This is a genomic window from Acinetobacter sp. 1124_18A, assembly GCF_052824995.1.
In genome coordinates, this window is the sequence record NZ_VTDF01000002.1 from 571,522 (window position 1) to 584,795 (window position 13,274).

Genomic DNA, 13,274 nt, shown 5'->3' on the forward strand with positions numbered 1-13,274 from the left:
GCAATTGATATTTTAATTAAATTTTGGCATTAGCTAATTATTTAGGATTGCCATATTCATAAAACTAAAATTGCTCATTCTTTATGAGTTTGTGTCTTATTAAGCCAATGATTGCAAACAATATATAAATAAACAATTAATAAATCTTTGATATATAAACATTAAAACTCAATTCTAGAAATTAGCTTTAATAATTATTCAATTGTTTAAATTCTAAATAACTTGTTATTTTATTAATGAAAATTTAAAAATATTAATATTTGTTTATATAAACCAATCTTTTATTTTTGCAATTGACCCGCTTTAATGCTCAGCTTATGATGCTCCGGCTGACCTATTTTGTCAGTCGGTTTTAGCAGATCGTCTACCTAAGTGCACTAAAAACAAGTTTTTTGGTGTGGAGCCCCTCGTGCCTTTGACGGAGGAACGGGAGTGGGACACCTTCGGGTGTGCTGGTTTCTTAGGTATCAGTCTGCTAACCCTCTTTCGTTTCACCACCATAATTAATAGCAGTGATTGGGCACAACTTCTTTTATCAAGGAGTCTCTAATGACTATTATTTTATATCATTTTATTTTTATTGTTCAGCTTAAAACACGTTTAAAGAATTCTTCCCACCTTTTTACCTATCCCTACTTTTATCTTTTTAGGGAAAAGATCTCAATATTTAACGCCAGTTAAAGATGAGCACATCTATAAGCATAACTTAACGATAACAACAACCAACGAAGAGCAATAATGATGTTTTTTTCATATCGTATTGTTTTAGTGTGCACTCTATTAATAATTTCTATAAGTTTATTAGGGTGCAGACCTATCAGTAAAAACGAATTCAATACACATTGTGTGTGGTCAGGCCATGCGCTCTCACAATGCAATTGTATTTATAACGCTTTAGAAGAACATTATTCGCCACAATTTGTAGAAGATCTAGAAAAAGTAAGCTTACAAAATATTGATGCGGACATGAACTTTGTGGAAACAATGAATGAAACAATTCACCAATGTCAGTTAAGTGCAAGAAAAGACCCAATTAACTGATATTTGCATGCTCTACCAAGAAATCTAGAAAGACCCTTACACGTTTAGGAACGTATTTATCATGCCCGATCCAGACAGCATGAAATTCTTCAGAAGCATTAACATTCCAGTCTTCAAGAATTTTAATTAACTGCTTTTGTTCTAGCGCTTTTCGGACTTGAAATTCATTGAGCTGTGCAATACCCACATCGGAAAGTGCTAACTGCAAAATCGCTTCTCCATGATTTACTCTTAAAACCTGAGTAGGTACGAGTGTGATTTCTTGATTCTCTTTTTTAAATAACCATGTCTTATTCTGGCGCTGATAGCTGACGTCTAAAAGCTGATGTTCAGATAGTTCATCTGGATGCTGTGGACAACCACACTGTGTAATATATGTAGGTGAACATACATAATGTTTATGAGTATTCCCCAGTGAGCGAGCCACCAAATTTGAGCTTTTTAAAGGTCCTGTCCGAATTGCGACATCAATTCTTTGCTCAACTAAATTAATGACTTCATCACTTAAATGAGCTTCTAATTCAATTTGTGGATAGCGCTGATTAAATAAAGAAATACACGGCAACAAAAAATGGGTCCAATATGAAAGACTGGTATGTATTCTGATTCGGCCTTTAGGTGTGTGATTTGCAGTAACAGATTGTTCCAGCTCATCTAGCTCACTGAGTATTTGAAGACCTTGCTCATAGAACTGACAGCCTTCACTTGTGAGCTGAAACTGGCGTGTTGAACGATTTAGTAACCGGACTCCTAGTCGTTTTCGAGCCGAGCAATTAATTTACTGACAGCAGACGGCGTCATGTCGCATGCTCTCGCTACTGCTGAAAAACTTCCTAATTCGACCACGCGAATAAAAATTGCCAGCTCGCCAGATCGATTAATATCAAAATATGACATAACAAAATCTATTTATGAATCTAATTCACAAATCTTATTCCGCTTAGACCGCTATAACAAGCCACTAATTTGTTTCAAGATGACTCTAATTCGTTTTAAGGATTCATGAGATGAAACTTTATAAATCTACCCTTTTCTCTTTAGTTTTATTGTCTACCGTAGCGCAAGCAGAAGTACAAAAGAGCCAATGGATTACCAGTTGGTCTGCCAGTCCACAAAAGGTTTGGAATAAGGATTTTGTTTTCCCAACCCATATTCCCGAGCAAATATCCAATCAAACGATCAGACAAGTTAGTCAAATTAGTTTAGGTGGTGAAGCATTTAGACTCGTTTTCACCAATCAATATGGCGAACATCCGCTTTATATTGATAAAACTACTGTTGGTTTAGTCAATGGACAAAGTCTTAAATCAAAGAGTGCTTATCCAGTTTACTTCTCGGGTAAGCTCAAAGCACAAATTTTACCGGGTAAACAATTGATTAGTGACCCAATTCATCTCTCTGTTCCTAATCATGCACAGTTAATGGTAAATAGTTTTATTCAAAAACCAACGACATTTAAAACTTTTCATTGGGATGCTAAACAAACCAGTTGGCTGATTACGGGTAACCAGACAGCAAATTTAAATACTCCTACCGATGCTAAAACTACCACTGCAAGATTATTACTCTCTGCGATAGAGGTAAAACCAAAGCATAAAGCCCATGTTGTTGCGGTTATTGGAGACTCAATTACTGATGGAGCAACTGCAACTCTAGATGCAAACACGAGATGGACCGACTTTTTAGCTAAGCGTTTATCGCCACATCAAGTAGCGGTGATTAATAGCGGAATTTCAGGAAATCGATTACTTAACGACGGTATGGGCGACAGTGCTTTAGAGCGCTTGAAAAAAGAAGTATTTCAATATTCTGGGGTGAAAACGTTAATTGTTCTGGTGGGTATTAATGATATTTCATGGCCGGGCACTGCTTTTGCTCCTAAACAAGAAATACCGTCTTTTGAAGCATTAACTCAAGGTTATAAACGTGTCGTAGATGAAGCACATAAACAAGGCATTCAAGTGATTGGGGCAACCTTACCTCCATTTTCGGGTGCTTTACCCAATACCCCTTTAGATAACTACTACCAACCGAACAAAGATCAATTACGGAAAAAAATTAATGATTGGATAAGAACCAGTCAAACATTTGATGGAGTTCTTGATCTTGATCAAGGTTTAAAAGATTCAAAACACCCCGATCGATTAAACCCGATTTATGACTCAGGTGATCATTTACATCCTAATGATCGCGGTAATCAACAAATGGCAAATCTGGTTCATTTAAACCAGTTACTCAAAAAATAAATGTGGGTACAGGTAGGAATTTCCCCCCTACCTGTATCAATATCGATTAACTACCTTCTAATTCAGCGGCAAGTTTCGGTGCAATCGGCTGTTTTTCAACTGCAGGTCGTCTCAGCATCATGACTGCTAAAAAAGCAAGAATTGCAGGAATTGCGATCATTACAAAATTCATTTTATGTGGTAACTGTAGGCCTAATAACATGCCCGTTAAGATTGGTCCCACAATTGCCCCAATTCGACCAACTCCAGAGGCACAGCCAATTCCAGTAGAACGCACACTTAATGGATAATATTGAGCAACGTAGCTATAAAGGAGAATTGAGGTACCAATGGTTGCGGCTCCTGCAACAGTCACCAAACCATATAAAACATAGGCTGGTGAGTTAAAACCTAAACCGACTAATGCCACAACACCCGCTAGCAGCATTGCCATAATTACAGGTTTTAAATGGAATTTATCAGAAAGAATACCACCACCAATTGAACCGATCATTGCGCCAACATTTAGGGCAAACAAGAATAAAATACTCTTTCCGAGTGAATAGCCTGCCGCAAGCATGAGTTTTGGTAACCAGCTGCTTAAGGCATACACCATAAGTAAGCACATAAAGAACACTAACCAGAACATGAGTGTATTAAATGCGCGGCCTTGTTGAAATAATCCTTTTACAGAGCTGCCTGTTGGAACATTATCGTCATTAAGCACTAACTGCGTATTGATACTCATGGATTGTTCAGGTGAAATTTTTTGAATAATGCGCTGTGCTTGTTCAGTTTTACCAGTTTTAACTAAAAAGGTTAAAGACTCAGGTAAAAACTTCCATATAACAGGCAACAAAAATAAAGGGATACCTGCAATCAAGAACATGATTTGCCAACCCTGACTTTCAACCAAATAACTACCAATTAATGCTGAAAGAATCCCCCCAATCGCATATCCACTAAACATGGTACCCACTAAGGTGCTGCGTATACGTTTAGGTGCATATTCTGATGTGAGTGCAACTAAATTTGGCATTACCCCACCAATACCTAGGCCCGCCAAGAATCGAAGCACCCCAAACTCAAGTGGACTTGATGCAAAAGCACCTAAAAAAGTAAAACCACTAAAAAGAGCGACACAAATTAAAATCACATTTTTACGGCCTATTTTGTCTGCCAAAGTTCCAAAGAACATTGCCCCAAACATCATTCCGCATAGTGCTGTACTTGCTAACATCCCCGCCTGTACAGCCGTCAATGACCACTCTTGCATCAGCAAAGGTAGCACTACACCATAAATAACCAGATCATACCCATCAAAGATAATAATTAATAAACACCAAAGTAAAATACTCCAGTGATAAGGTCTAAATTTGGCCTGATCAATAATTTCATTTACATTTAATTTAGATGTTGTCATTTACCCACCTCCTCTGTGAGATAAATTCATATTCAATTTTTTAAAACGACATATTGCACCCTAAAGAAAAAACAGATTATTCAAGGTTTTATTGAATTAATTAAAAATCGTAACTCGCCATCATGTTGAAGCGGTTATCGGTCCCGTTACGCCCATCAAAAGTTTCTCGTTCGCCATAAACATATTCGACGCCCAAAGTAATTGGTTTATAAGGGTTATAAAGTGCATTTACCCAGCCCTGCCAAAGTTCTTTGTTTTGGGTTGTGCTATTACGTTGTAATTCGGCAAAAGGGTTATCATCTTTGGCTTTCATATAGCCATAAGCTAAGGTTGAACGAATTTGTGGCGTAAACTGATGGGTTATACCTAATGAAACTGTGTCAAATTCATTGCTATGCATATTGTTTTGATCATCTATTGCATAGCCGCTGTTACTCCATAGTAGGAAACGTCCATCTCCCTTGACATGGTAATAATCAGCTTTGAGTAATGTATCTGGCGTAATCTGATATTTCCCCCCTAGGCCTACACCCCAAGCCACTTCTTCATCATTGTTGGTTCTCTTTTCAGCCACAAAACTACGACCTGATAGCATCGAGCCATTTGTAAATTTATGATTTAAGCGCCCTACCAAAGCTGGTAAACGCATTTTGTTATCAGGGTCTGAGGTCGCTGTATATTTAGGGTCTTCAACCGATATTGCAAAGCTTGTATTTGCAGTTAAGTTATCGCTATAGCGAACTAACGGCGATCTTAATAATGCTCCACCTACAAATGTGCCTGCATCAATTGTTTCTGGGTAATATTCTGGTGCAATAAATGTCGACCACGTTTGACCGATAAGCCATTTATCAAAAGTTAAATAGGCATGGCGTATACGGAACTGATCACGAGTGGCTGCCCCAAAGAAGTCCATTTCTAACTTCCCCCCCACATCACCCACGGCTGTTGGGGTTTTAAAATTCAACCCAAAGCGTGTCACATTAACGGTACTGTGCAACTGATCTTTTTGTGCGCCCTCTTCAGGAGTATTTTCGAGTGGAACCCCACTAATGTTGTTATACATGGTAGATGCGCCCTTCATTTGATAAGAAGCATCTGCCCGTATATATCCATAAAGGTTAAATTCTGCACCAGACTTCGTTAAACCTTGCTGTATTGGCTGTGCAGCTTGAGGAGTTGCAGAAGTTACTAGTTCCACTCTTCCCTGCGATAAAGATTTTTGAGCTTGTATATTTGCTTGTAGCATAGCCCGCAGCTCTTTCACCTCTTGTCGAAGTTGTTCTATTTCAGGATCTGTTTTGCCTGCAAAAGCAGAAGACACAAACAGAGCCACAGAAACCGCCAATAGGCTTTTTTGAACCGTTGTATTTAAAGCATTTATCATAAAACTTTCCTTTTTTGATCTTTAAATAGACTTAAAGATCTCGACATCCTTTTTGTTATGTACCTATTTAGATAGGTCCTTGAAAATTTGACTTTCTTTCTCAAGAAAGACCTTCCATCATATTTTTAGACAAAACCTCCCTTAAGCAGCATTGAGGCCACTTTTTAATTTGTTTTAAGTAAAGCGAGTTCTTCTATTTTTTTTCAGTTTTCATATTCTCTTCCTCATTGAGAATATTTAGGTGTTAAGACAACATTCCTATGTCTCTACTGGCATTATTTTTTTGCAATAAAACCCTGATAAGTCAGAACCTGTGCATAGGACTGCACGCTTTCAAAGCCAGTCTTTTGCAAAAGTTTTATATAACCTTCTGTGGTTAGGCTAAAAAAGTCTTGAGCCATACGCTCTAACATTTTCTGGCATTGCTCCTCAGTTAAGCCTTGTGCCAAACATAAATAACGTAAAGCTTGAAGCTGCTGAGGGTTTACACAAGTCATTAAGTCATAGGTAAGCAATACGGCGTTTTCTTTTAAGCGATCATAAATATCTTTAAAGAATGTAGGCTTGATATCATCGACAATAAAATGAGCCACGAGAATAGAAAGTGCAGCATCAAAGCAATTTTCCAGAGGCAACGCCGAAGTTTCACCATGAACAAAAGTCACTTGTGAAGATTTATCTAAAAGTTCAACCTGTTCTTGGGCTTTTTGCAGCATGGTCAAAGATGGATCAACTGCTGTAAATTTCCAGTTCGGATGTCGTTTAAGTAAATATTCGAGTTCATAACCCGTACCACAGCCTACAATTAAGATATGAGCATTTTGCGGTAACACCGATTGCAAAATGGCATCCACCTGTTGATGGATCACTTCATAACCCGGAATTAATTTACGAATATGTTCGTCATATCCTTCAACTACTTTAGGGTTATTAAAGTTTTTTGCCATTTTGCTTATCCTCTATTTAAACTGCCTTTCAATTTATAATTTGCTGCACTTTGAACGGGCTTTTGACTTCTTTAGTCAAAGACATTTCCTGTTAAATTAAGTTCAGCTCGCATAATTTCCTGCAATTTAAACTTTTGTGCTTTGCCTGAAGCAGTCATTGGAAACTCATTAAAGAATCGAACATAACGCGGCACTTTATTATGGGAAATATGCTCTTTGCAGAATTGGCGAATGTGATCTTCATCAATTTGATGATGCTCATGCAAAATAATACAGGCACAGAGTTCTTCACCATATCTGGCATCTGGCAAACCAATGACTTGGACATCGCTCACATCGGGATGGGTATATAAAAAGTCTTCAATTTCTTTTGGAAAGAGATTTTCCCCACCACGAATCACGACATCTTTAATACGGCCTTTAATTTTAATAAAACCTTCTTGGTCCATCTCTGCAATATCGCCCGTATGCATCCAACCAGCTGAATCAATGACCTCTTTGGTCTTTTCTTCTTCGCCCCAATAGCCAGCCATGACGGAATAGCCACGAACGCATAGCTCACCTAAAGTGCCTTGCGGAACAATTTGGCCTTCTAAATCGACAATTTTAATTTCAACATGCGGATGAACATGTCCAACTGTACTCACGCGTTTATCAATCGAATCATTTACCGAACTTTGTACACTTACTGGTGAGGTTTCAGTCATACCATAACAAATCGTAATTTCAGACATATGCATTCGGTCTATCACACGTTGCATAATTTCACGTGGACAAGGACTACCTGCCATGATTCCTGTTCTTAAGCTTGATAGATCAAATTCATTAAACCGTTCATGTTCCAAGGTGGCAATAAACATGGTGGGCACGCCGTAAGCTGCCGTGCAACGTTCTTGGTGAATGGCTTTTAAAGTTTCTAAAGGATTAAATACGGCTGATGGATAGACCATCGTTGCCCCATGTGTAACGCAGGCTAAATTCCCCATGACCATGCCAAAACAATGAAACAACGGCACAGAAATACAGACTTTATCTTGAGGGGTTAAACGAATCCCTTGCCCCACAAAATAACCATTATTTAAAATATTATGATGGGTCAACATTGTCCCTTTGGGGTTACCAGTTGTACCTGAAGTAAATTGGATATTAATAGTTTCATCAAACTGATGTTGCTTCGCTAATTGTTTTAATTGTTCAAGCTGCTCAGAAGTTGGTGTTGTCACTAAATCACTAAAACGATGAATACCAGTATGTTGCTGGTCATCAATTTTAATCACAAATTTTAAATGTGGCAGTCGCGCTGAACTGAGCACTTTATCTGGACTGTTAGTTAACTCAGGGGCAATTTTTGTGAGTAACTCTTGGTAATCAGTCGTTTTGAATTGAGAAGCAATAATCAATCCTTTGCACGAGACTTTATTCAACACATATTCAAGTTCATGGCTTTTATAAGCTGTATTTAGATTGACTAAAATAATCCCTGCTTTAAAAGCTGCGAATTGGGTTACCGTCCATTCCACACAGTTAGGCGACCAGATAGCTAACCGATCTCCTTTTTTTAATCCCAATTTTAAAAGGCTACAAGCAAAAGCATTTACTTCATCCTGTAAAGCTTTATAGGTTAATCGTCTATTTTGATGGAAACTAACGATTGCTTCCTTTTCTGCATATTGCCGACAGGCCTGATCAAATTGTTCACCAATGGTCATACCCAATAAGGGCTGCGTGCTTGGTCCCGAGGCGTAGCTTAACCGTTCTTGTTGCATTGAATCATTCTCCTTGATTCTTTTAATTCTCTTCTTACCTGATCTAATTGTTGTTACTGCAACTACTTTTCCAAACCGCCTACTTTGTAATGTTTATCCTCTATATGCCCGATTTCTTCTGCACAGCATCTACACAAAAGTCAGCAATCTGTTTTGAAAAATAGTCTTTGTGTGCATGATCAAACTTTGTATTTTGAGCAGGGTCTAGGGGTTCAACGACCACATAGGTCATGGCACCAACAACACAAAGTGCGGCTGTGTTTAAATCATCCAAGACAAACTCACCACTTGCATTTCCATCCGCAAGTATTTTTTTAATACTTTGTTTAATCAATTGCTTCACACGAAAACGCTCATGTTCAACTGATGAATCTACAGGTTCAAACATGAGTGAATATGCAAGCTGAGGACTATTGAGTGCCCGTTTTACAAAGATGGCCACAGCCTTATGTAATTTCTGTTTTGCCGATAAATCACTTTCGGTAATCGAATCAATCACCAATAATTCTGTATTAATAGCCTCGGACAAAACCTCAATCAGCACTTGGCTTTTATTATCAAAGTAGCGATAAACCAGACCACTTGATACGCCCGCTTGCTCTGCAATTGTTTGTATTTGCGCGTCTTTAAATCCTCCCTCTGAAATTAATTTTCTGGCTGAACTCAAAATCGACTTACGATTTTGCTCCATCCGCTCCTGCATTAAAGATGATCGTTTATAGCTCATAATTTATTCTCTAACAAATAAAATGAATTGTAAATCATTTTATGAATCTGTATTCACTTTTTTGAAAAATCATTGTATGGTACATATCAGATATCCACAAAATATTTTATGGACAACAAATATAACCAATAGGATGAAAATATCATGAACCTCCGCAGCTTGAATTTCGGTCTAGATGAAACTTTAATTGCGCTTCAAGATTCAGTAGCCGCATTTTGTGCAAAGGAAATTGCACCAATTGCCCAACAAGTTGATCAAGACAACAAATTCCCTGCACACCTCTGGAAAAAATTCGGAGATATGGGCCTTTTAGGTATGACCGTCTCTGAAGAATATGGCGGTGCCAATATGGGTTATTTAGCTCATATTATTGCCATGCAAGAAATTTCTCGTGCTTCGGCAGCCATTGGCCTCTCGTATGGTGCTCATTCTAATTTATGTGTAAACCAAATTAACCGTAACGGTAACGAGCAACAAAAGCAGAAATATTTACCAAAACTGATTTCTGGCGAATATGTAGGTGCCCTTGCCATGTCTGAACCAAATGCCGGTTCTGATGTGGTCAGCATGAAATTACGTGCTGAGCAAAAAGGTGATCATTTCGTTTTAAACGGTTCAAAAATGTGGATCACCAACGGCGGTGATGCAGATGTACTTGTCGTTTATGCAAAAACTGACCCTAAAGCTGGTGCGAAAGGCATGACTGCTTTTTTAGTTGAAAAAGGCATGAAAGGCTTCAGTCACGGCAACCATTTAGACAAACTCGGTATGCGTGGCTCTAACACTTACCCACTATTTTTTGACAATGTGGAAGTACCTGCTGAAAACGTACTTGGCGGTGTTGGTAACGGTACAAAAGTACTGATGAGCGGTTTGGACTATGAACGAGCAGTTTTAAGTGCCGGGCCTTTAGGTGTTATGGATGCCTGTTTAGATGTGGTAATTCCATATTTACATCAACGCGAACAGTTTGGCCAAGCTTTAGGTGAATTTCAGCTTATGCAAGGTAAACTTGCCGATATGTATTCAACTTGGTTGGCATGTAAAGCTCTCGTCTATGCCGTTGGTGCTGCATGTGATAAAGCTGACCATGACCGCAGTCTACGTAAAGATGCGGCAAGTGCCATTTTATATTCTGCTGAAAAAGCCACATGGATGGCAGGCGAAGCAATCCAGAGTTTAGGCGGCAACGGTTATATCAATGAATTCCCTGCTGGTCGTTTATGGCGTGATGCAAAACTTTATGAAATTGGTGCCGGAACTTCTGAAATTCGCCGTATGTTGATTGGCCGCGAACTCTTCAATGAAACCAAATAATAATTATAAATAAGGACGCATCTTATGAACCAATTACAAAGCAAGATTAATGTTCGAAGTGAAGACTTCAAAACAAACCAGCAAGCCATGCAAACATTGGTCACAGATCTCAAACAAGTTGCCCAACATATTGCTTTAGGTGGTGGAGAAAATGCCCGTCAAAAACATTTGGCTCGAGGGAAACTTCTACCCCGTGAACGTATTGATCAACTGATTGATGTCGGAACGGCATTTTTAGAAATTGGTCAATTGGCAGCGTACAACGTTTATGAAGATGATGTTCCTGCTGCGGGTGTAATTGCAGGTATTGGTCAGGTGAACGGCGTAACTTGCATGATCGTTGCCAACGATGCAACGGTTAAAGGTGGAACGTATTATCCCCTTACGGTCAAAAAGCATTTACGCGCCCAAGAAATTGCCGAACAAAATCACTTGCCTTGTATTTATTTGGTGGACTCAGGCGGTGCTTATTTACCAATGCAAGATGAGGTTTTCCCTGACCGCGATCACTTCGGGCGCATTTTCTATAATCAGGCACGCATGTCGAGTCTAGGTATTGCCCAAATTGCTGTAGTGATGGGGAGCTGTACCGCAGGTGGCGCTTATGTACCTGCCATGTCTGATGAGACCATTATTGTCCGTAATCAAGGTACGATTTTCTTAGGCGGCCCTCCTCTGGTAAAAGCTGCAACTGGCGAAGTGGTGAGCAGTGAAGACTTAGGTGGTGGTGATGTACACACACGTCTTTCAGGTGTGGCTGACCATTTAGCTGAAAATGATGAACATGCAATTGCGATTGCACGGAACATTGTTGCCAACTTAAATAAAAAGCCAAATGATTTAAATAAACAAGTTGATGAACCATTGTTTGATGCATCTGAACTCTACGGCGTGGTGCCAAGTGATGCACGTAAGCCTTTTGACATCCGCGAAGTGATTGCACGCATTGTAGATGGTTCTCGTTTTGATGAGTTTAAAGCACGTTTTGGCTCAACCCTCATTACTGGTTTTGCTTCGCTTTATGGTATGCCAGTCGGAATTATTGCCAATAACGGGATTTTATTTTCAGAGTCTGCACAAAAAGGTGCACACTTTATTGAACTTTGCACACAACGCAATATTCCTTTGTTATTCCTACAAAACATTACGGGCTTTATGGTCGGTCGCCAGTATGAAAACGAAGGGATTGCAAAAAATGGCGCTAAACTGGTCATGGCAGTTGCAACCGCCAATGTACCAAAACTCACCTTGATTATTGGTGGTTCGTTTGGTGCGGGTAACTACGGTATGTGCGGACGCGCTTATTCACCACGCTTTTTATGGACATGGCCAAACTCTCGTATTTCAGTGATGGGCGGAGAACAAGCAGCCAGCGTACTTTCAACCTTAAAACGCGATCAAATTGAGCAAAAAGGTGCCGAGTGGTCAGCTCAACAAGAAGATGAGTTTAAACAACCAATCCGTGAGCAATACGAGCGCCAAGGCCATCCATATTATGCTTCTGCCCGCCTTTGGGATGACGGTGTAATTGACCCAGCTCAAACCCGTCAAGTACTTGGTTTAAGCCTTGCTGCTGCAATGAATGCCCCTATCCAGCCAACCAAATTTGGCGTGTTCCGCATGTAAGAGGTGTATATGAGCTATCAATTTTTACAACTCGAACAACAAGGTCAAGTTGCCTATGTTTGGCTGAATCGCCCTGAACTACATAATGCCTTTAATACTACAGTGATTGAAGAATTGCACGCTTGCTTTAAGCAAATTAATACACGTGATGATATTCGTGTTGTGGTTTTAGCTGGTCGTGGCAAAAGCTTTTCGGCAGGTGCCGACCTGAATTGGATGAAACAGGCAGGTCAGGCATCTTCAGCAGAAAATGAAGCGGATGCTCTAAAACTCGCACAAATGTTAGATGCACTTGCAACATTGAGACAACCGACTATTGCCCGCGTTCATGGCATTGCCTTTGGTGGCGGTATGGGCTTGGCATCGGCTTGTGACATTTGTATTGCCAGCACAGATGCCAAATTTGCAACCTCTGAGGTTCGTTTAGGACTTGCCCCATCTACGATTAGTCCTTATGTGATTCGTGCGATTGGTGCAAGACAAGCATCTCGTTACTTCTTAACTGCTGAACGTATTTCGGCACGTGACGCCAAACAAATTGGCTTGGCACATGAAGTCGCAGATGCGGAAGACTTAGACAGAAAAGTTCAAGAAATTATTGATGCTCTATTACTTGGTGGACCACAAGCTCAGGCTGCATCTAAACAACTCATTCAAATGGTGAGCAACCAGACCATGAGCAATGACTTGCTGCAACAGACGGCACATCATATTGCTCAAGTCCGTCAAGGTAGCGAGGCAAAAGAAGGTCTGAGTGCCTTTTTAAATAAACAACAGCCTGCTTGGGTTTCTAACTCGAATAACAACAATTAAGG

At 39.6% G+C, this 13,274-nt stretch carries 10 protein-coding genes and 1 pseudogene; 5 read left to right on the forward strand and 6 right to left on the reverse strand.

The features are described 5' to 3' along the window. Positions 1-738: 738 nt before the first annotated feature. On the forward strand, positions 739-1,041 hold the full coding sequence (locus FY048_RS07200; RefSeq protein WP_427962041.1) for a hypothetical protein: 303 nt from the start codon (positions 739-741) through the stop codon (positions 1,039-1,041). Here FY048_RS07200 and FY048_RS07205 read toward each other — a convergent pair. Next, positions 1,034-1,938 (reverse strand): annotated as a pseudogene (locus tag FY048_RS07205) (LysR family transcriptional regulator). The gene FY048_RS07200 and the pseudogene FY048_RS07205 overlap by 8 nt on opposite strands. A 110-nt stretch (positions 1,939-2,048) precedes the next feature. On the opposite strand from FY048_RS07205, the gene FY048_RS07210 reads away from it, so the two are divergent. Continuing rightward, a complete protein-coding gene (locus FY048_RS07210; protein WP_446090668.1) occupies positions 2,049-3,287 on the forward strand; it encodes an SGNH/GDSL hydrolase family protein in 1,239 nt (412 codons plus the stop codon). A gap of 46 nt (positions 3,288-3,333) precedes the next feature. On the opposite strand, the gene FY048_RS07215 is transcribed toward FY048_RS07210, so the two are convergent. The 5 genes from FY048_RS07215 to FY048_RS07235 all read right to left on the reverse strand — a co-directional run bounded on the left by FY048_RS07215 (position 3,334) and on the right by FY048_RS07235 (position 9,516). After that, positions 3,334-4,689 (reverse strand): aromatic acid/H+ symport family MFS transporter, encoded by a 1,356-nt coding sequence (locus FY048_RS07215; protein WP_446090669.1) that lies wholly within the window; start codon positions 4,687-4,689, stop codon positions 3,334-3,336. 100 nt (positions 4,690-4,789) lie between these two features. Next, entirely contained in the window at positions 4,790-6,073 is a 1,284-nt protein-coding gene (locus tag FY048_RS07220; protein WP_446090734.1) for a DcaP family trimeric outer membrane transporter, read from the reverse strand. A 278-nt stretch (positions 6,074-6,351) separates the two neighbouring features. After that, positions 6,352-7,023: a class I SAM-dependent methyltransferase gene (locus tag FY048_RS07225; protein WP_446090670.1), complete on the reverse strand. Its 672-nt coding sequence runs from the start codon at positions 7,021-7,023 to the stop codon at positions 6,352-6,354. A gap of 71 nt (positions 7,024-7,094) precedes the next feature. Beyond that, positions 7,095-8,789 (reverse strand): AMP-binding protein, encoded by a 1,695-nt coding sequence (locus tag FY048_RS07230; protein ID WP_446090671.1) that lies wholly within the window; start codon positions 8,787-8,789, stop codon positions 7,095-7,097. Positions 8,790-8,889: 100 nt separating this feature from the next. Next, complete coding sequence (locus tag FY048_RS07235; protein WP_446090672.1) at positions 8,890-9,516, reverse strand: TetR/AcrR family transcriptional regulator; 627 nt, start codon at positions 9,514-9,516, stop codon at positions 8,890-8,892. A 144-nt stretch (positions 9,517-9,660) separates the two neighbouring features. On the opposite strand from FY048_RS07235, the gene FY048_RS07240 reads away from it, so the two are divergent. The 3 genes from FY048_RS07240 to FY048_RS07250 are packed head-to-tail and all read left to right on the forward strand — an operon-like array spanning position 9,661 to position 13,272. Then, on the forward strand, positions 9,661-10,833 hold the full coding sequence (locus FY048_RS07240) for an isovaleryl-CoA dehydrogenase (protein ID WP_446090673.1): 1,173 nt from the start codon (positions 9,661-9,663) through the stop codon (positions 10,831-10,833). A gap of 24 nt (positions 10,834-10,857) precedes the next feature. Continuing rightward, the gene (locus tag FY048_RS07245; protein ID WP_446090674.1) at positions 10,858-12,459 is read left to right on the forward strand and encodes a carboxyl transferase domain-containing protein; all 1,602 of its coding nucleotides are present in this window, start codon (positions 10,858-10,860) and stop codon (positions 12,457-12,459) included. Between the two features lie 9 nt (positions 12,460-12,468). Then, entirely contained in the window at positions 12,469-13,272 is an 804-nt protein-coding gene (locus FY048_RS07250; protein ID WP_045125312.1) for an enoyl-CoA hydratase/isomerase family protein, read from the forward strand. Positions 13,273-13,274: the final 2 nt, after the last annotated feature.